This window comes from Micromonospora sp. NBC_01699, assembly GCF_036250065.1.
Classification (GTDB): Bacteria; Actinomycetota; Actinomycetes; order Mycobacteriales; family Micromonosporaceae; genus Micromonospora_G.
The window spans coordinates 2717046-2734669 of the sequence record NZ_CP109199.1 but is presented as its reverse complement, the minus strand read 5'-3'; the positions used below and the strand labels follow the sequence as shown (position 1 = coordinate 2734669).

Annotated in this window: 22 protein-coding genes; 12 read left to right on the top strand and 10 right to left on the bottom strand. The window is 68.1% G+C overall.

All coding sequences use genetic code 11. The features are described 5' to 3' along the window. Positions 1-331: 331 nt before the first annotated feature. Positions 332-808 carry a hypothetical protein gene (locus tag OG792_RS12325; protein WP_329109550.1) on the top strand — a complete coding sequence of 159 codons (477 nt, stop codon included), beginning with the start codon at positions 332-334 and terminating at the stop codon, positions 806-808. A gap of 253 nt (positions 809-1061) precedes the next feature. On the opposite strand, the gene OG792_RS12320 is transcribed toward OG792_RS12325, so the two are convergent. The 6 genes from OG792_RS12320 to OG792_RS12300 form a co-directional block, all read right to left on the bottom strand. After that, a complete protein-coding gene (locus OG792_RS12320; RefSeq protein ID WP_329109549.1) occupies positions 1062-1250 on the bottom strand; it encodes a DUF397 domain-containing protein in 189 nt (62 codons plus the stop codon). Between the two features lie 50 nt (positions 1251-1300). After that, entirely contained in the window at positions 1301-1489 is a 189-nt protein-coding gene (locus OG792_RS12315) for a DUF397 domain-containing protein (RefSeq protein ID WP_329109548.1), read from the bottom strand. A 152-nt stretch (positions 1490-1641) separates the two neighbouring features. Further along, positions 1642-1860: a Scr1 family TA system antitoxin-like transcriptional regulator gene (locus OG792_RS34675; protein WP_442932407.1), complete on the bottom strand. Its 219-nt coding sequence runs from the start codon at positions 1858-1860 to the stop codon at positions 1642-1644. Then, a complete protein-coding gene (locus tag OG792_RS34670; RefSeq protein ID WP_442932406.1) occupies positions 1854-1952 on the bottom strand; it encodes a hypothetical protein in 99 nt (32 codons plus the stop codon). The genes OG792_RS34675 and OG792_RS34670 overlap by 7 nt, the downstream gene beginning before the upstream one ends. 210 nt (positions 1953-2162) lie before the next feature. Beyond that, positions 2163-2351 (bottom strand): DUF397 domain-containing protein, encoded by a 189-nt coding sequence (locus OG792_RS12305; RefSeq protein ID WP_329109547.1) that lies wholly within the window; start codon positions 2349-2351, stop codon positions 2163-2165. After that, positions 2342-3139, bottom strand: coding sequence for a helix-turn-helix domain-containing protein (locus OG792_RS12300; protein WP_442932405.1), 798 nt, complete (start codon positions 3137-3139; stop codon positions 2342-2344). The genes OG792_RS12305 and OG792_RS12300 overlap by 10 nt, the downstream gene beginning before the upstream one ends. A gap of 870 nt (positions 3140-4009) precedes the next feature. Between OG792_RS12300 and OG792_RS12295 the strand changes: the two genes are divergently transcribed. From OG792_RS12295 to OG792_RS12275, 5 genes are all read left to right on the top strand, one after another. Next, a complete protein-coding gene (locus tag OG792_RS12295) occupies positions 4010-4204 on the top strand; it encodes a hypothetical protein (RefSeq protein WP_329109546.1) in 195 nt (64 codons plus the stop codon). A 497-nt stretch (positions 4205-4701) separates the two neighbouring features. Further along, entirely contained in the window at positions 4702-4920 is a 219-nt protein-coding gene (locus tag OG792_RS12290) for a hypothetical protein (RefSeq protein WP_329109544.1), read from the top strand. Positions 4921-4931: 11 nt separating this feature from the next. Beyond that, a complete protein-coding gene (locus OG792_RS12285; protein WP_329109542.1) occupies positions 4932-5216 on the top strand; it encodes a hypothetical protein in 285 nt (94 codons plus the stop codon). Between the two features lie 138 nt (positions 5217-5354). Then, positions 5355-5564: a hypothetical protein gene (locus tag OG792_RS12280; protein WP_329109540.1), complete on the top strand. Its 210-nt coding sequence runs from the start codon at positions 5355-5357 to the stop codon at positions 5562-5564. After that, positions 5564-5839, top strand: coding sequence for a hypothetical protein (locus tag OG792_RS12275; RefSeq protein ID WP_329109539.1), 276 nt, complete (start codon positions 5564-5566; stop codon positions 5837-5839). Before OG792_RS12280 ends, OG792_RS12275 begins: the two co-directional genes overlap by 1 nt. A 269-nt stretch (positions 5840-6108) precedes the next feature. Here the strand turns inward: OG792_RS12275 and OG792_RS12270 are convergent, their stop codons facing one another. Together OG792_RS12270 and OG792_RS12265 are read right to left on the bottom strand one after the other, a co-directional pair. After that, a complete protein-coding gene (locus OG792_RS12270; RefSeq protein WP_329109538.1) occupies positions 6109-7068 on the bottom strand; it encodes a hypothetical protein in 960 nt (319 codons plus the stop codon). After that, positions 7065-7421: a PadR family transcriptional regulator gene (locus tag OG792_RS12265; RefSeq protein WP_329109537.1), complete on the bottom strand. Its 357-nt coding sequence runs from the start codon at positions 7419-7421 to the stop codon at positions 7065-7067. The genes OG792_RS12270 and OG792_RS12265 overlap by 4 nt, the downstream gene beginning before the upstream one ends. A gap of 124 nt (positions 7422-7545) precedes the next feature. Between OG792_RS12265 and OG792_RS12260 the strand changes: the two genes are divergently transcribed. The 3 genes from OG792_RS12260 to OG792_RS12250 all read left to right on the top strand — a co-directional run bounded on the left by OG792_RS12260 (position 7546) and on the right by OG792_RS12250 (position 10131). Beyond that, entirely contained in the window at positions 7546-8685 is a 1140-nt protein-coding gene (locus OG792_RS12260) for a sensor histidine kinase (protein WP_329109535.1), read from the top strand. Further along, positions 8682-9344 carry a response regulator transcription factor gene (locus tag OG792_RS12255; protein ID WP_329109534.1) on the top strand — a complete coding sequence of 221 codons (663 nt, stop codon included), beginning with the start codon at positions 8682-8684 and terminating at the stop codon, positions 9342-9344. The genes OG792_RS12260 and OG792_RS12255 overlap by 4 nt, the downstream gene beginning before the upstream one ends. A 112-nt stretch (positions 9345-9456) precedes the next feature. Next, a complete protein-coding gene (locus tag OG792_RS12250) occupies positions 9457-10131 on the top strand; it encodes a DUF2306 domain-containing protein (protein WP_329109533.1) in 675 nt (224 codons plus the stop codon). Positions 10132-10203: 72 nt separating this feature from the next. Here OG792_RS12250 and OG792_RS12245 read toward each other — a convergent pair whose 3' ends face one another. Next, positions 10204-15432 (bottom strand): ThuA domain-containing protein, encoded by a 5229-nt coding sequence (locus OG792_RS12245; RefSeq protein WP_329109531.1) that lies wholly within the window; start codon positions 15430-15432, stop codon positions 10204-10206. Positions 15433-15780: 348 nt separating this feature from the next. Between OG792_RS12245 and OG792_RS12240 the strand changes: the two genes are divergently transcribed. Genes OG792_RS12240 through OG792_RS12230 form a run of 3 tightly spaced genes read left to right on the top strand, consistent with a single transcriptional unit; the run spans position 15781 to position 17407 of the window. Further along, a complete protein-coding gene (locus tag OG792_RS12240) occupies positions 15781-16209 on the top strand; it encodes a hypothetical protein (RefSeq protein ID WP_329109529.1) in 429 nt (142 codons plus the stop codon). Continuing rightward, positions 16203-16439, top strand: a complete 237-nt coding sequence (locus tag OG792_RS12235) for a helix-turn-helix transcriptional regulator (protein ID WP_329109528.1) — start codon at positions 16203-16205, stop codon at positions 16437-16439. Before OG792_RS12240 ends, OG792_RS12235 begins: the two co-directional genes overlap by 7 nt. Beyond that, entirely contained in the window at positions 16436-17407 is a 972-nt protein-coding gene (locus OG792_RS12230; protein WP_329109526.1) for an NAD(P)-dependent alcohol dehydrogenase, read from the top strand. The genes OG792_RS12235 and OG792_RS12230 overlap by 4 nt, the downstream gene beginning before the upstream one ends. On the opposite strand, the gene OG792_RS12225 is transcribed toward OG792_RS12230, so the two are convergent. After that, positions 17400-17606 (bottom strand): low temperature requirement protein A, encoded by a 207-nt coding sequence (locus tag OG792_RS12225; protein WP_442932466.1) that lies wholly within the window; start codon positions 17604-17606, stop codon positions 17400-17402. The two genes, OG792_RS12230 and OG792_RS12225, sit on opposite strands and share 8 nt — an antisense overlap. Positions 17607-17624 lie beyond the last annotated feature (18 nt).

The following is a 17624-nucleotide window of genomic DNA, read 5'->3' as shown; positions in this document are numbered from 1 at the left end:
GGTCCCCTGCGGCTTATCCGAGCCGACCAGCATGGCCTGAGCTGGCCCAACAGCGACCCTTGGAGCGGAAGGGCGGGCCATCCGAAACCCCGTGCGCTAAATATCGTCTCGCGGATCTTGTCGGTCCGGAGCGACGGTAGGCGGTCTTCCGGGCTCTGCACCATTGGAGTCGCCGACCCTTTTGGACCGTATTGCCGGGATCCCTCAACCCGCACGTTCAGCACCTGATCGCCAGTCGCCGCCGTCCCAGCGACGCCCGTAACCGGCGATCAGGTGGCACGGTTTGTTTGGTAACAGCCGAATCGATCACGGGAGTCTCGGGAGTCAGACAGTGAGCAGCGGACAATTTGGTTGGCGCCCGTACCCAGGCGCCTACCGCGCTCCCGAAAATCTTTCCCGAGTCGAACCCGGCCGCATCGTCGCCCTGGGTGCGAGCTGCGATCTCCGAGGGACGTACCCCGAGGATGCGAGCACCCGGAACTTCATAGTCAGTGAGTACGCGATGCTGGAGGACGGTCGGCGCGTGCTCCTGCATGCGGATCGTGGATTCACTGTTACTGCCAGATCAACCGGTGTCCCAGGTGGTGTCGTTCCGCTCGTCGAGACTCGGGAAAGCATCACCCGGTACATCTTGAACGCCGTGCTCCCCGACGATGAGCAGTGCGCGATGGAGCAGGAACACCCCTGGTCATGGCTGGCCGAGCTGGCTCGGGCTCGCGGCCTGGATGCGACCGCGGAGGACTTACGAGGTCTTCCCTATGAGGTGGATTTCACCGACAAAATGATCGAGTGGCTTACACCTACCTGAGCTGCCAAAGCATCCACGTCGGGTCATGCACGTCGTGATCCTGCCCCAAGGATGCGCGAAGGATCAAAACGCCGCGTAGACGCCGGGCGAGCGGCCGAAGACGGCGGGCCCGCCGGGACACTGACGCGGATGACGAAAAACGTCATTCTCTATTTCTCTCTCAAGAGTTCGCTTTTCTTGAGGAGGAATAAGGGAATGACGTTTTTCGTCACAGTCGTCAGCGGACAGGGCGCCCCGTGCCCGCTACGGGCGGTTACTGCTGCTTTGCCAGCCCGACGAACGCGCGCCACGCCTCCGGCCCGAAGGTCAGCGTGCCGCCGTCACGGTCCTTGGTGTCCCGCACGAGCACGATGGCCGCGAGGTTGTCGGCAACCTCGACGCACGCCCCACCGTTTGCATTGCTGCGGGACGACTTCCGCCAGATCAGGGTACCTGTGGTCATAGTTCCTCCACCAGCTTCAAGACAGTGCACTACGGGCCCGCTACAGGCATTTACTGATGCTTCGCCAGCCCCACGAACGCGCGCCACGCCTCCGGCCCGAAGGTCAGCGTGCCGCCGTCACGGTCCTTGGTGTCCCGCACGAGCACGATGCCCGCGAGGTTATCCGCGACCTCGACGCACGCGCCGCCGCTGGCCGAGCTGCGTGTAGAGGTTCGCCAGTTCGGTTCGATCATGTCCATGCCTCCGCTACTCCCTTGATCAGCTCAGCCGTCTGTTGCTGGGGTAACGCCTCACTCAGAATGGGATCCCACGCTCGCTGAGGTCCTGCCAGGTTCTCGGCACCGTCAATCACCTGACCTTGAAGCTGGTTGTCCAGGTAACAAGGTGCTCCTCACTCGACACCATAGCGAGCACGCATGGGCCTCATCCCAAGATAAGCCCTGACTGACAAGGAAACGAGGTGTACACCCACGCGTGGCTCACCTACCGGCCGCCGTGGTGCTCCCTCGTCGATCACCACCGTGAGTAGCGGGGGCTGCTCCCGGTCGAGCACCGATTGCCGATCCAACCGGAGCACGACACCCCCCTCCACCTCTTCATCCGCTAGCACGCCACCGCTCGGAAGACCGCGCGGCCGTAGTCCGCCGTCTGCGGAAGACCAGGAATCACCCTCCCTTCGAGCCAGCGCAGCGAGGTTACCAACCGCTCTACGTCGGCTCACGCACGGAACCATATGGGCTTAACCCCGAGCGCGTCGTGATCCTGTCCCAAGAGAGCACCGAGGACTGGATGACGAAAAACGTCATTCTCTATTTCTCTCTCAAGAGTTCGCTTTTCTGGAGGAGGAATAGAGAATGACGTTTTTCTTCACAGTCGTCAGCGGACAGGACACCCCGTGCCCGCTACGGGCGGTTACTGCTGCTTTGCCAGCCCGACGAACGCTCGCCACGCCTCCGGCCCGAAGGTCAGCGTGCCGCCGTCACGGTCCTTGGTGTCCCGCACGAGCACGATGCCCGCGAGGTTGTCGGCGACCTCGACGCATGACCCGCCGTTAGACGACGAGCGGGTCGACTTCCGCCACTTGGCGCCGGTCATGTCCATGTCTTCGCCACTTCCTTGAGTAGATCGAGGGACTGCCCGCGCGGAAGGGCGACGCCACGGACGCTCTCCCACGTCATGCTCAGGCTAGCAATGTCGTCCGCCCGTAGAACGATCTCCGCCTTGAGCTGGCCGTCAACATGACCGACCCGGACGTTCTCCGGCAGTTCGGCGAGGATGAAGGCACCGGCTAACCCTGGGTACACTCCGACCTCGCCCGGAGCAACGTGCAACTGAATGTGCTCCTGCTCGGCCTGGGTTACGAGGTGTTCGAGTTGCTCAGCCATGACCCCCGGACGGCCGCAGGGACGCCGGATCACCTGCTCATCTATCACGAAGTACGCCTGCGGCAGCGGATCTCGCAAGAGCACGGCCTGGCGTTCGAGTCGCGATAAGACGCGCTGCTCGATCTCGTCGCCGGTCAGCCGCGCGCCCGTGAGCGTTGCCCGTGCGTACGCCTCGGTCTGCAACAGGCCAGGCACATAGGCCGGTTCGTACCACCGCAGCGCCAGCGCTTCGCGTTCGTACTCCAACCACTTCCGAAGCCACCGGGGCGCGGCTTCGTCCTTCACCAGGTCTTCCCACATCGTGAAGAACAGCCCGCTCGTCTGTAGTACGTCGTCGACCGCTGTCAGGTAGTCCTCTTTCGGCGGACGGTTACCCAGCTCAACGGCACTGACGTGGGAGGCCGAGAACTTGATCCGCTTTCCTAGTTCTTCCTGGGTCAGCGGGAACGCCTCGCGGCGCTTTCGCAGCTCCCGAAGGAAAAACTGAAGGGGGGTCATGGGCATCGCCTCTTCTACCTCTCTCCAAAATGAGTCCCGCCGCTCCCCGGCTGCCCAACCTGGCAGCCAGCGCCCGACGCTCACTCATGGTTAGTGATCTCTATCTGATCGCGCTCTGACCGGCCCGTACCTGTTCCGAGAGTAGGCCCCGTCACACCAGAGTGTCACCAAGGAACCGCTCGGACCCTCCCGGTAGGACGACCGGACGTGGACGGGTGGGACTGGGGGTCGTCCCGGACCCACATTCATCGAACTCGGGGCGACCCCACCTGATCCTGAGGAGGTATCACGATGTTTCTGGTTCGCCGTTGGCGGGGCTGTGTCTGGCCGTGGTCCCTCGGGTCTGCCGCGCCACAGCCACCCATTCCGCCGCCGTCCGCCCGCCCGGTGTGGGCTGGTCCGACGCTGTTCCTGGGGCCGTGGCTGACCCTCGGGCAGCGCACGGGCTGCCGGGTGTCCCGTGACGGGGGCTGCCGTGTCGGATGAGCCGTTGGTCAAGGTCGGTGATGTGTTCACGATCGATCCGACGTCGTACCTGCTCGGTCACGGGCCGTTCGAGTGGCCCGAGGGTTGGCAGGACCTACGCCTGCGGGTGACGCACTACCCCGTTGACGTGGACTTGGGGCGTACGGACTGGGTTGCCCTGGTGGGGGTCGAGCTGGGCCCGAACGACGAGCGGGTGGCGGGCTGGGTCGGTGTCGTGCGGACCACGGCGCTTCCGGGTTACCGGCGGCCTCCGTGTCCGCTCGGGTGCGAGCGGTGCCCGACCCTGAGCGACCCGAGTCGATGGTCATGACGCGACGACGCGCTGACCCCACGCACTACCGCGCCTGCCGCGCGATGTTCACCCGGCCGTTCGAGAAGGAGGCGCCACCTATGAGCGATGACGAGACCAACCCGACCGCCGACCCGGAGATCGCCGGCGAGGGGGTGCCCGACCTGCCCCCGGCCCCCGGCACGCGGCGGCGGATGCCCAACGAGGGCCGGTACGACCGCGACCGCCGGAACCCGCCGATGGAGTTCTTCGCCATCGGAGTGTCCGGGCGCATCCGGCGAAACCCCACGGGGTGACCGATGGGCGGGGAATTGAGCATCGACACGTTGAAGTGGATCGCTCGGAGTGAGGTTATGCGGCACCGCAATTCGCGCCTCTGGCGGCCGGTCTGCCTTCATTGCACCCAGTACGGGTGCCCGTACATGGACCGTGCGATCGAGTTTCTTCAGGCGCTCGCGCGGGACGTGAGCACCGGTACGCAGAACGGTGCAGGGAAGGGGGAGTTGTGAGTAGGCAGGATGAGCCGTTGACGAGGGCCGGGATCTGGTGGGCCGCCGGCATGACACTTCAGGGGCATGTCGATGGGCGGCGGTGTCCGCAGTGTCGGGTGGATGGGTGCGCGCAGTTGGCCTGGGCGCAACGCGAACGCCAAAGAATGGCACCGGTGGCCCGGTGACGGAGGGGCCGCTTACCCCGGCGGCGCCGTGCTCGTGCCCGTGTTGGTCGCGTGAGACCCGGCCGCCGGCCCCGACGGTGCCGATGATCGTGGTCGGTAGGCGTCGTGGTTGAGCCGGTGCCGGACCGATCGCTGACGAAGATCACGGTCAACCTGATGCCCCGCGCGGTCGACGCGCTCGCCTCGGCGTGCGCCCGCAGACGGGACACGAAGACGGACACGATCAACCGGGCGCTGGTGGTCTTCGACCTGGTCCTCGACCTGACCGAACGGGGCGGGGGGAGCCTCACGGTGCGGAACCCCGACGGCGGCACCGAGCGGGTCCACCTGCTCTGAACGGAGGAAGCGTGGAACACGACCCAGACGACGGTGGTGTCCCGATGGGTGCCCCGCACCGGCCGGGCGACGACTGGCGGTGCAAGGACGACACCGAGGAATGGCCCTGCCAGGTGTTCCGCCGCCGCATGTGGTCCCTCTACCAGGGCAACCGACCCCGACTCGCCGAGGTGATGGGCGGCTTCCGCGACAAAGCAACCATGGCCCTACCCGACCTGACCCCCGAACAAGCCGAAACCCGCTTCATCGACTGGATCCACGACCCACCGCTCCGCCGCCGACTACGGGCGATCTAGACGTCCCGCGACCACCTGACCACCCGTACACAACGAGAAAAAGGAACGCCACAGGTTGAGGCGGGCTAAAAGCCCGCCGTGTCAAACTGGTCGGATGCCTTAGCGATTGCCCCCCTTTGGACGATTGGACACCTTTCTATGAAAGAGCGAGAACTGTTGGAGCTGGTCGAGAACCTGTTCGAAGCTGCCGCCCACCCCGAGGTCACGGACATCAGCCGTGTCCCCGGCGACTCCTACAGCCCGGCCGGCGTGAAGGTCGCGTTCGAGAACGGGGCAAAGGGCATGCTGCTCCTCTACCCCAGGGACGGCTGGCCGAAGGCCGGCACCCAGATCGGCGGCGGACGCTGATGCGGGCGCCCAGGTTCATCGACTTCACCCGACAGCTCCTCGAACGAGCCAATCACCCCGACATCGCCAAGATCGACACGTTCAATGACCCCGGCACCGCCATGAAGCCGTGCGGCATAGTGATCACCATGACCGACGGCAGCGTCATCCGCCTGAAGGCCGTACGCACCTCCGGCCCAGGCGGTGACAACTGGGACGCAGAAGAGATCATTCCCTACCCGGAATACCAAATCCCCGAGGATCTATCCCAGGGCAGCAGGAAACAGCCGGTGTAGCCACTGCAACGCGATCGTGCACGCGGCGGTTGGCAAGCCCGCCGGCCTCCACCAGGAACAGGGCAAGGGCAACACGTGCCCCGGCGTCGGTCAGAACACCATCCCCATCCAATAAGCCCAGCTAAGCCCCGGCAGTACCCTGCCCGTCCCAGCGCAGCCGTCGTCTTCCCCGAGGACGGTCCTGGGACGGGCCTCCAAGTTCCCCGAATTCCTTCTACCGCTCCTGCGGCCCAGGACCTGGGCGCGACGTACAGGCGCGTCCAAGCTGTTTATAGGGCGACTTGCCGGCGGGCGACCATTCTGCTGACCATGACGTTGATGACAAAGACTCCGAACGCGGCTAAGCGATAACTAAGTCGCGATCCCAATCCCCATTCCCAACCGTAGAGCATCCCGTAGTGCTGTTCCCAGGCCAACATGGGCAGGGTCAGCGCCAGCAGGACTGCGCTGGCCGCGATCGATATCCGCACATCGAGCGCCGCACCCACGAGAGCCGCCACCAGCCCGGCGGGCACGATGAACACCAGGGTGAAATGCTCGACCCAGCCGTTGAGCGGATTGGGCGACAGGACAGCGAAGGTCAACGCCGCACCGACAAGCCAGATCCATGGTCGCGTCGGTCGCGATTGACCCGCTCGAAGTAGTGGCACCATCGCCAGGGCGGCCATCAGGCACGCCCACGTAGGAAGCTGCCAGGGCACGTAAAGCCCCGTCCGGAACCCCAGCAGGTCGTCAAGCCCCCTCCATGGCTCCGCATACCACAGGTAATTCGTCACGGCGTACCAGATTTCCGCGCCGAAGGCGGCAATGGTCAAGGGGAACGCGAGGCGGTAGCGAGCCCATGCCGCGGCGACGAACGCGAGAAGCAACAGTGCCGGCGTGAAGAAGCTCCCCCAGGGCTGAGAGTTGTATGGAATTCCCGGCAACAGCGTCCATAGGCGCCACGTGAGAGGCAGGGCCGAGAGGGCGATTCCGGACACGAGCAGGGACAGGACGGTCAGTCGCAGCGCGGAGGACCGCAGGGTGTCTCGGGAGCCGAGCCGGGCCAGACCGGAGCGGACCCGGAGCCCTCCCACCACGAGGGCCAGGGACTCCCGGAGACTCGGGTGCCGGTGGTCCGTCTCGCCTGTGCCCAGCAGCGTTTCCAGCATTTCGTCGCCTCGGTACTGCCGATAGGCCCGGGGGTAGGCGCGCAGCAGCCACCGGTAGCGGCGCTCCACCCCGGTCATGCCGGCACCGTCCGAACCGTCGCGGCCGTCGACCGCACGGAACGATTTCGTACGACCCGAGCTGCGGCAATCATCCGCGCGGCCTCCTCCTGCAACGCGGACACCCCATGCTCGGTCAGCTCGTACGTGCGACGGGCGCGGCCGTTGACCACCGTCTCCTCGGCCACCTGCACCAGTTCCTCACCGGTGAGCCGGTCCAGCGCGGCGTACAGCGTGCCGGTCGTCAACCGCACCCGCCCGTCGGACAGCTCGTGTGCGCGCTTGACGATGGCGTAGCCGTGCAACGGCTCGTCCTGCAACGCGGCGAGGATGAAGTACGTGGGTTCGCGCATCGGCACGGAGGACTTAGTCATGTCATCAACATAAGCAGATGATCGGAGTATCGGTCAAGCTCGAATCCTCCACTCGACACGGGGAGGGCTGCCGGTCGTACTTTGGGACGATCTGGAGTCGCACCACCGTTCGTACGATGGTTCTATGCACCCTCGCCTGCGCGGTGTGTTGGCCGAACCCCGTGTCCAAGATGCCCCGTCGCGGGTCTGGCGCGACTGGGCGTTGATCGCGGTCCTCGCGCCGGCGATCGTGGTGGAAGGGATCTTCCGGCCCGATCTGCCGTGGCGGGTGGGCTGCCTGCTCATCGCGCTCGCGCTGCTGCCCACGCTGCTGTGGCGGCGTACGAAGCCGCTCGTGATGGTGGCGATCGCCTTCGGCTTCACGACGGTCGCCCCGTTCGTGCTGCCCGGCGATCCCTGCCAGATGCTCACGACGACCTTCCTGGTCCTGCTGGTCTACGCGCTGTTCCGCTGGGGCTCCGGCCGGGATGCCGTGATCGGTTCGTTCTTCGTGGTGGCCAAGGTGACCACGGCCGGGGTGGTCGGCTCGATCGACGGCGGCGAGTTGGTCGCCGGCTTCGCGGTGATGTTCGCCGCCGCCACGCTGGGCACCGCTATCCGGTTCCGCGCCGCCGCCCGGCTGCGCGAGCTTGACCAGGCCAAGCTGTTGGAACGCGAACGGCTCGCCCGGGACCTGCACGACACGGTGGCCCATCACGTGTCGGCGATGGCGATCCGCGCCCAGGCCGGCATCGCCGCCTCGGCGAGCCAGCCGGGCGCCGCCGTCGACGCGCTCCGCGTGATCGAGGCCGAGGCATCCCGTGCCCTTGCCGAGATGCGCGCGATGGTCCGCGTCCTGCGCCGCGACCAGCCCGCCGACCTGAGCCCCAGCCCGCAGGTCGCCGACATCGAACGGCTGGCCGGCAGCTTCCGCACCGGTCCGGCCGTCGACGTGGACATCCGTGGCGACCTCGGCGACCTTCCGCCCACGGTCGGCTCCGCCCTCTACCGCCTGGCCCAGGAGTCGGTCACCAACGCCCGTCGCCACGCCCGTCACGCCACCCGCATCGAGGTCAGCGTCGCGGCCGACGACACTTCCGTACGCCTGCGGGTCAGCGACGACGGCGAGGCCGGCGCCGCTCGCCCGACCGGCTCGCCCGGTTTCGGCCTGGTGGGCATGATGGAGCGCGCCGACCTGCTCGGCGGCACCTGCGAGGCCGGTCCCGATCCCGACTGTGGGTGGACCGTCACGGCCATGCTTCCGCGCGCCGGGCGTGGCGCGTGACCGTACGCGTGCTCGTCGCTGACGACCAGGAAATCGTCCGTACCGGTCTCACCATCATCCTGAACGCGCAGCCCGGCATCGAGGTCGTCGGTGGAGCCGGCGACGGCCGCCAGGCGGTCGAACTCGCCCGGCGGCTGCGCCCCGACGTGTGTCTCTTCGACATTCGCATGCCCGTCATGGACGGCATCGAGGCCACCCGGGCGCTCGCCGGGCCATCGGTCGCGGAGCCGCTCGCGGTGGTCGTCATCACGACCTTCGACCTCGACGAGTACGTGTACGCGGCACTGCGTGCCGGCGCCCGCGGCTTCCTGCTCAAGGAAGCCGGCCCCGACCTGCTCAGCCAGGCCGTGCACGCGGCTGCCAACGGGGACGCGCTGATCGCGCCGAGCGTCACCACCCGGCTGCTGAAGGCGTTCTCCGACGCGGGTCCGCCCGCGCCGCCGAAGCAGCCGATCGACGCGCTCACCGATCGGGAGGAGCAGGTGCTGGTCGCCGTCGCGCGGGGGCGTACCAACAAGGAGATCGCCGACGAGCTCTACATCACGTTGAGCACGGTCAAGTCGCACATCACCAGCCTGATGACGAAGCTCGGCGTACGTAACCGGGTCGAGATCGCGATGTGGGCGTACGACACCAATCGCAGACGGGCGCGCTGGTGACGGAGCCGATCGGGCCGGCGTAAGTACGACGAGGGCGTACGACCATGGGCCGGTTCGACTGCGGCCCATCTGCCGATGAGTCGGGCGGGGTGCGGCGCCCACCATCGATGGCATGACATTGCGTGAGTGGCGGCTACCGGCCGCGTTGATCCTGCTGGGCCTGATACCGATGATCGCCGGTGCGGGGCGGCTCACCGAATTGGGCGCCGGGCCGGAGGTCACTGCGGCGAACGCGCGCTTCGTCGCCGACCCGCTGCCGGTGGTGCTGCACATCGTCGGCGCGGTGGTCTACACGATCCTCGGCGCCTTCCAGTTCGTACCCGGCCTGCGCCGCCGCCGCTGGCACCGCCTCGCCGGTCGGGTGCTCGTTCCCTGCGGACTGACGGTCGCGCTCTCCGGCGTGTGGATGGCGTTCGCGTACGACCTGCCGGCACATGACAACGACGTGCTCGCCGGGATGCGGCTCGTCTTCGGCTCGGCCATGGCCGGCTCGATCCTGCTCGGCCTCGCCGCCGCGCTACGCCGGGACTTCGCCCGGCACCGCAGGTGGATGGTGCGCGGCTACGCGATCGGCCTCGGCGCCGGCACCCAGGCGTTCACGCACGCGCCCTACCTCCTGGCGACCGGCGAGCAGCCGGACGGGAACCTTCGGGCCGGGCTGGTGGTCGCCGGTTGGCTGATCAACCTTGCGGTGGCCGAGTGGTTCCTACGCCGTCCGGCCCGGGCATTGCCTTCCCGACCGGCTCGGCAGCCGCGTGCCGCCGCCCGACGACATGGTGCCGTGTAAGGAGCGGGAACATGGCTGGTCGGGTGGGGGAAGGCGGCCGGGTTCGGCGGCCCTCCCCCACCTGACGATCGACTACAGCTTGCCGTCCCCGGTGGCCCTGGTGGTGTCACCGTCGGGGCGGCCGGTGCCACCCAGTTGGCGGCCGGAGTTCGCGCTGACTCCGGCGGTGCTGGCGGCACCGCCGAGCGACACGATCATGGCGTCGGTGTCCCGGACCAGGACGCCGCGTACGTCGGCGTCGGGGACCAGGGCCGGATCCGAGGCGAGTACGGCGAAGGCGGCGAGTTGCTGGACCGCCCGCCTGTCGTTGCCGGACGCCTCCGAGTCACGGGCCGCGGTCAGCTTGTTGGTGAGCTGGCGGTGTGCCTTGGCGGACAGTCGGCTGGTCGCCTCGAACCGGTCAAGCAGGTGCTGGATGTCCCGGAACGAGGTGGTGACGAAGAACCGGACCGAGCTGGTGGTGCTGTTTCCGGCCTTGTCGGTGGCGGTGACGGTCAACTCGTGCAGGCCCAGGGTGAGGTCGTACAGGGCTTGCAGGGTGTTGCTGGCGTACGGCGTACCGTCGAGTTTTCCGACCGTGGCCGCGACGCCGGAGGTCGGGTCGACGGCCTGGAAGGTGATCCGGACCTCCCCGCTGTCGCCGTAGAGCTGGCCGTCGGCGAGCCCGGAGACGAGCACGGTCGGCTTCGTCCCGTCGATCCGCACCAGCGCGGACTTCAGGGTCTCAGCGTTGCCGGCGGTGTCCTTCGCCCGGTAGAGCAGCTCGTGCTGACCGTCGCCGGTGACGTCGACCGGGGTCGAGTACGCCGTCCACGGCCCGCCGTCGAGCGACCATTCGAGCGATCCGGTGCCCGATCCGGCGTCGGTGGCGGCGAGCGTGACCGGGATGGTCCCGGCGTGCCAGCCGTTGTCGTTGGCCGGGGCGAAGGTCGCGGAGCTGACCGGCGCGGTGGCGTCGACCCTCACCTCGACCTGGCCGGGGCTGGACAGGTTGCCGGCCCGGTCGGTGGCCCGGTACCGCAGCACGTGCTGACCGTCGCCGGTTACCTGGACCGGCCCGGTGTAGACGGTCCACGCGGGATCGCCGTCGAGCTGGTACTCGGTGGAGCCGACGCCGCTGCCGCCGGTCTCGTCGGTCGAGGTCAGCGTCACGGTGGCCGGACCGGTGTACCAGCCGGCGGTGATCGGTCCGGCGACCTCGGCCCCGGTCGTCGGGGCGGTGGTGTCGTCGTCGGCGGAGTCCGTCCTGATCCGGATGTTCCGGTAGTTGATCTCCAGCCCGGCGCCGTCGTTCTGTACGCCGAAGTGGCCGTCGGCGATGTTCCGGGTACTGGTGTAGTCGGTGATCTTCACCCCGTTGAGGAAGATCTCCACCCGCTGCCCGTGCACCCGGACGTCGTACGTGTTCCAGGAACCGGGCGGGTTGAGGTTCGCCTCGCGCAGCGCGGTGTCCGGGGCCCTGAAACTGTAGACACTGCCGGTGGTCCTGGTCGGGTCGTTGTCGCTGGCGTCGATCTGGATCTCGTGCCCGGTGTCGACCGGCTTCCACGGGTCACCCAGCGGATCCGGGAACCCGACGAACACGCCGCCGTTGTCGTCGCCCGGCATCATCCAGTCGACCTTCAGCGAGTAGTTCGCGTACGACCGCTGCGGGTACCAGAGCAGGCCCATTCCGCCGAACGAGCTGAGCGTGCCGTCGGCCAGGGTGAACCCGCCCGGACCGGCCTGCTCCCACTGGTCGAAACTGGCCTGGCTGCCGTCGAACAGGGGCGTGTAACCGGTCTCCGGCCGGCAGTCGGCGTCGGCCTGGTCGGCTGCCAACCGGATGCCGCCGAGCAGCATCTTCGTGTAGTTCTCCTGGGCGAACGACTGCGCGGTGTGACCCATGCCGGTGTACCAGGCCCGGCCGCCGTCGTACTCCTGGCACCAGGTGATCGGGTGGTCCGCGCCCATCCCGCCGCCGCTGTAGGTCGACTCGTCCACGGTGGCGAGCACCTTCACGTTGGCCCGGGGATTGGTGCGGTAGTTGTACCACTCGTCGGTGTGCGTCCAGGTCGGCGCGAAGTGCGCGGTCGACGGGTTGGCCCGGTCCTCGAACCGTACGGTGGCCGGCTGGGTCGCCGGGTGCGAGTCGAACCAGGCGCCGACCAGGCCGCCGTACCAGGGCCAGTCGTACTCGGTGTCGGCCGCCGCGTGCACGCCGACAAAACCACCCCCACCCCGGATGTACGCCTCGAACGCCGCCTGCTGCTCACTGTTGAGCGCGTCACCGGTGGTGGACAGGAACACCACCGCCTCGTACTGGGCCAGGTTGGCGGCGGTGAACGCACCGGCGTCCTCGGTCGCGTCGACCCGGAAGCCGTTCTCCCGGCCGAGCTCCTCGATCGCGGAGATGCCGGCCCCGACCGAGTCGTGGCGGAACCCGGCGGTCTTGGAGAAGACCATCACCTGGTACGTCTCCGGCGGGTTCTCCTCCTCCGAGGGACCGTAGACGTTGAAGTCGAACAGCGAGTAGCCCCACTCGGTGGTGCGCTGGGTGCCGTACATGCGCACGTACCGGCCGGTGCCGCTGACCTGGATGTCGTCGACGCCACCATTGCCGGTGGTGGTGCTGTGCACGGTGGTCCAGGTGGTGCCGTCGGTCGAGATCTGAATCTCGTACGCCTTCGCCGCCGCCGCCTCCCAGCTCAGCCGGACCCGCTCCAACTCGTACGACGCGCCCAGGTCGACCGTGATCGACTGCGGATCGGTGTACTCGCTGGACCAGCGGGTGCTGGCGTCACCGTCGACCGCCAGGCCCGGCACCCGGTACGCCTCGTAGGTGGACGACGCCGTCACCGGTCGGTAGCGGGCCAGGTCACTGTTGCCGGTGCCGCCGCCGGTGAAGGTGAAACTGTCCACGTTGAACAGGCCCTCGGTCGGGTCACCGGCGAAGGTCAGGAACAGCGTGTCGGTGCCGGCCGACGCGGTGACCGTGCCGGTCACGGTGACGAAGTTCTCCCAGCCGCCGGTGCCCGCCACGGTGGCCGAGCCGACCACCGGCCCGGTCGCCGAGCCGGTACGGACCTGGAGCGTGCCACCGGCGTTCGCCGACGACACCCGGGCGGTGAACCCGGTGACCCCGACCAGGTTGTACGGGGAGAACGACACCCACTCGCCGTTGTTGATCGCCCCGACGTAGCCGCCCTCGGCCGCCGGGCTCTGGTAGATCGTCACGTTGCCGCTGGAGTCGGCGAAGTGCTCCGCCTGGCGGTGCCGGGGTTGCAGCACCACCTGGGCGTGTCCGGCCAGGCCGGCACGGTCGGTGTAGGCGGCGTCGATCACGCCGAAGAGGTTGTCGCTCGGCCCGTGCTCGCTGTTGGCGGTGGTCTGGAGGACCCCGGTGCAGCCGGTGGCGCTGGTCATCGGGTGGCCGTGCGCGTCGTGGCCGAGCACGAAGTTGACCGCGACCTTGGTGCAGTCGATCGCCCCGTCCTCCGGGTCGGTGACCGTCACCTGGTACGGCACCGCGTCACCGAAGTTGAACACCGAACCGGCGGCCGGGCCGCTGATGGTGATCGTCGGCGCGGTGTTGCCGACCGTGATGTTCACCGTCGAGCTGCCGAAGTTGCCGGCCGGGTCCTGCACGGTGAGCTTCGCCGGATAGGTGCCGTTCGCGGCGTACGTGTGGGTGGGGTTCGCGGAGGTCGAGGTGCCACCGTCGCCGAACGTCCAGGCGTAGCTGAGCTGGTCGCCCTCGGGGTCGGTCGACCCGGCGGCGCTGAACGTGACCGCGAGCGGCCCCGGTCCGGAGGTCTTGTCGGCGGTGGCGACGGCGGTCGGTGCCCGGTTGCCGTTCGGGGCGGTCTCGATCCGGTAGAGCGCCGAGTTCTCGTCGCCGTTGAACCAGCCGGCGCCGTAGTCGAGCACGTAGAGCGCGCCCTCCGGACCCATCGCCAGGTCCATCGGGTGGGTGTGGGTCCACGGGAAGTCGCCGATCGTGCCGGCGCTGCCGTCACCGTCGGCGGTGATCGTCTTGATCCAGTCCTGGGTGAACTCCCCGGCGAAGAACTTGTTGTCGAAGCTGGCCGGCAGCTTGGTCGGCGAGTCGAGGGCCGGGTCGAAGTGGTAGACCGGACCGGCCATCGGACCGCCGCCGTTACCCAACGGCGAGGACATCCCACCGTCGTACGCGATCCAGGCCGGCTGGGCCGGCGGCAGCTCGGTCAGGCCGGTGTTGTGCGGTGAGTTGTTCACCGGTGCGGCGCAGTCGAACTTCGGCCCCGGCGTATTGGTGGCGAAGTCGAAGTCGTTGTACGGCGAGTTGTAGCCCTGGCAGTACGGCCAGCCGAAGTTGCCCGGCCCGGTGATCCGCTCGAACTCCTGGTGCCCGCCGTCGCCCCGGTTCGGGTCGGCGACCTCGGCGTCGGCCGCGTACGTGCCGACGTAGACGACGCCGGTCTGCTTGTCGACGGACATCCGGAACGGGTTGCGGAACCCCATGGCGTAGATCTCGGGGCGGGTCTTCTGGGTGCCCGGCGGGAACAGGTTGCCGGCCGGCACGGTGTAGCCGCCGTCGTCCTCCGGGTGGATGCGCAGCAGTTTGCCGCGCAGGTCGTTGGAGTTGCCGGAGGTACGCTGCGCGTCGAAGTCCCAGCTGAAGCCGTCGCGCTCGTCGATCGGCGTGTAGCCGCTGGACGACCACGGCTGGGTGTCGTCGCCGGTGGTCAGGTAGAGGTTGCCCTGGGCGTCGAAGTCGAGGTCGCCGCCGACGTGACAGCACATGCCCCGGTCGACGGTCACCTGGAGGATCTTCTTCTCGCTGGCCGGATCGATCGTCCCGTCCGCCCGTACGGTGAACCGGGAGAGCTGGTTGTGGCCCTGCCAGCGGGCGAAGTCGGCGTCGGTGCCGTTGGACGGGGCGTCGCCGGCCGGGGTGGAGGCGAGCACCGGCGAGTAGTAGACGTACACCCACCGGTTGGTGGTGAAGTCGGGGTCGGCCGCGATGCCCTGGAGGCCGTCCTCGTCGTGGGTGTAGACCGCGATGGTGCCGGCGAGCTTCGTGTTGCCGAGCGGGTCGGTGGAGAAGATCCGCCCGTCCCGCGAGGTGTGCAGGACCGTACGGTCCGGCAGCACGGTCAGGGCCATCGGTTCGCCCATCGCGACCGGGCCCTTGGCGAGGGTCACCTCCTGGAGGATCTCCGCTGCCGCTGCCGCTGCCGCTGGCGCGGCGGGCGCGGCGGTGGCGGGCGGGGTGAGGGTGACAAGTGAGGTCAGGACAAGGGCAGCACTGGCGGCGGACGCGAGGAGGCGTCGGCGCATGGGTGCTCCTTCCGAGGAATGTCGGGTCGAGGGAGCGCGCCGCCGCACCTGAGGGGGTTGTTCCGAAAGGCCGCCGAGTCTTTCGTGATACCGCTCGGACTTTGCCGTCCGGTTTCGTGATCGTCAAGCCCTCCGATCAAAGCGTGCTCCGATCTTTGTTTTCTACTGTGGATCAATGGTTGTGAGCTGGAGATATCGGGCGGGGTTTGCGTTCCGGGGGCTGGAGAGGCCCGATGTTTGGGCGGGGTGGGGGTTCGGGGCGGGTGGGGCGAGTAAAGAATTCTTGACATGATGTTGAGATCTCTTTACATTAGGAGTGTCAAGGATTTTTTACATGGGGAGGGTGGCGTGGCGTTCGACGAGAAGCGCGCGTGGATCATGGGGGTGGTCGCGGTCGTGGCGTACGCGGCGTACGTGGCGGTGGTGCTCGGCCGCACGGGAGATGAGCCGCTCAGTGAGGTGGCGTACGCGGCGCCGTTGCTGTGGAGCATCGGTGGGGCGATCGTGGCGGCGATCGTGCTGAACGTGGCGGTGTCGATCGTGGCGCCGGAGGGCGCGAACGAGAGGGACCAGCGGGACAGGGAGATCAACCGGATCGGCGAGCACATCGGGCAGTCGTTCGTGGTGATCGGCGGGGTGGCGGCGCTCGGCATGGCGCTGGCGCAGTGGGCGCCGTTCTGGATCGCCAACGTGATCTACCTGTGTTTCGTGCTGTCGGCCGTGGTCGGATCGGTCGCGAAGGTCGTCGCCTACCGCCGGGGCTTCCAGTCATGGTGAAACCGACCCGGATCACCAACGCGATCCGCGCCCTGCGCTTCGCCCACGACGAGATGACCCAGGCCGAGCTGGGACGGCGCATCGGCGTCACCCGGCAGACCGTCATCGCCATCGAGCAGGGCCGCTACTCGCCGTCGCTGGAGCTGGCGTTCCAGATCGCCGAGGTGTTCGGCGTACCGATTGTCGATGTTTTCCAGTACCCGTCGAACGAGCCGCAGGAGCAGCCATGAGAGCGATCGTCCAGGACAGGTACGGCTCGGCCGAGGTGCTCGCCCTCCGCGAGATCGACGTGCCCGGGGTTGGTGACGGCGAGGTGCTCGTCCGGGTACGGGCGGCCGGAGTCGATCCCGGCGTCTGGCACCTGATGACGGGCCTGCCGTACCTGGTGCGCCCGATGTTCGGGCTGCGCCGCCCCCGCAACCGCGTACCCGGCATGGACCTCGCCGGAGTGGTCGAGGCGGTCGGGCCCTGCGTCACCCGGTTCGCGCCGGGCGACGAGGTGTACGGCACCGGCAGGGGCACCTACGCCGAGTACACGGTGGCGCCCGAGGGCAGGCTCGCCGTCAAACCGGCCAACCTCACCTTCGAGCAGGCCGCGGCCGTTCCCATCTCCGGGCAGACCGCACTGGCGGCCGTGCGCGGCGCGGGCAACGTACGGGCGGGGCAGCGGGTCCTGGTGATCGGTGCCGGCGGTGGCGTCGGGACGTACGCCGTCCAGCTCGCCAGGGCGGCCGGGGCCCACGTCACCGGTGTGTGCAGCACCTCGAAGATCGAACTTGTCCGGTCGATCGGTGCGGCGGACGTGGTCGACTACACCCGCGAGGACATCACCGACCGGGGACACCGGTACGACGTCATCGTCGACACCGCCGGAAACCGTACGCTGTCACACCTGCGGCGAGCCATGACCGAGAAGGGGACGCTGCTTCTGGTCGGTGGCGAGGCCAGCGGCGGCCGGTTGTTACAGGGCTTCGACCGCCAGCTCCGGGCGCTGCTGCTGTCGCCGTTCGTCGGCCAACGGTTGGTGCCACTGGTGTCGGTGGAGTCCACGGCGAACCTCGACACGCTGCGTCAGTTCATCGAGGCCGGTGAGGTCGTCCCGGTGGTCGGCCGGAGCTACCCGCTGGCGGAGCTGCCCGACGCCGTACGCGACATCGGGAGCGGTCACGCGCTGGGCAAGATCGTCGTCGTCATCTGACTGCTCGTAACGGTCGCGGCGCCACTCGGCCTCCCGCCCCGAGGGAGAGCAGGATCAACGCGGCGATCATGGGCAGGTGCAGGTAGACGTAGGCGTCCCGGGCCAACCGGATCCGGACCAGGTCCCGGGTGCCGTGCATGACCTGGTGCGCCGCCACCATGTGCGAGCACCAGCACCACCAGAGCAGGGCCAGGATCAGCAGCCCGTGGTAGAGACC

Bases quoted from the DNA above. Each gene is read 5' to 3' on its own strand.
- OG792_RS12275 (WP_329109539.1), top strand. From the start codon at position 5,564: ATGCGGGCGCCCAGGTTCATCGACTTCACCCGACAGCTCCTCGAACGA.
- OG792_RS12230 (WP_329109526.1), top strand. From the start codon at position 16,436: ATGAGAGCGATCGTCCAGGACAGGTACGGCTCGGCCGAGGTGCTCGCC.
- OG792_RS12315 (WP_329109548.1), bottom strand. From the start codon at position 1,489: ATGGACATGATCGAACCGAACTGGCGAACCTCTACACGCAGCTCGGCC.
- OG792_RS12265 (WP_329109537.1), bottom strand. From the start codon at position 7,421: ATGACTAAGTCCTCCGTGCCGATGCGCGAACCCACGTACTTCATCCTC.
- OG792_RS12260 (WP_329109535.1), top strand. From the start codon at position 7,546: ATGCACCCTCGCCTGCGCGGTGTGTTGGCCGAACCCCGTGTCCAAGAT.
- OG792_RS12280 (WP_329109540.1), top strand. From the start codon at position 5,355: ATGAAAGAGCGAGAACTGTTGGAGCTGGTCGAGAACCTGTTCGAAGCT.
- OG792_RS12270 (WP_329109538.1), bottom strand. From the start codon at position 7,068: ATGACCGGGGTGGAGCGCCGCTACCGGTGGCTGCTGCGCGCCTACCCC.
- OG792_RS12320 (WP_329109549.1), bottom strand. From the start codon at position 1,250: ATGACCACAGGTACCCTGATCTGGCGGAAGTCGTCCCGCAGCAATGCA.
- OG792_RS12305 (WP_329109547.1), bottom strand. From the start codon at position 2,351: ATGGACATGACCGGCGCCAAGTGGCGGAAGTCGACCCGCTCGTCGTCT.
- OG792_RS12245 (WP_329109531.1), bottom strand. From the start codon at position 15,432: ATGCGCCGACGCCTCCTCGCGTCCGCCGCCAGTGCTGCCCTTGTCCTG.
- OG792_RS12295 (WP_329109546.1), top strand. From the start codon at position 4,010: ATGAGCGATGACGAGACCAACCCGACCGCCGACCCGGAGATCGCCGGC.
- OG792_RS12250 (WP_329109533.1), top strand. From the start codon at position 9,457: ATGACATTGCGTGAGTGGCGGCTACCGGCCGCGTTGATCCTGCTGGGC.
- OG792_RS12300 (WP_442932405.1), bottom strand. From the start codon at position 3,139: ATGCCCATGACCCCCCTTCAGTTTTTCCTTCGGGAGCTGCGAAAGCGC.
- OG792_RS12235 (WP_329109528.1), top strand. From the start codon at position 16,203: ATGGTGAAACCGACCCGGATCACCAACGCGATCCGCGCCCTGCGCTTC.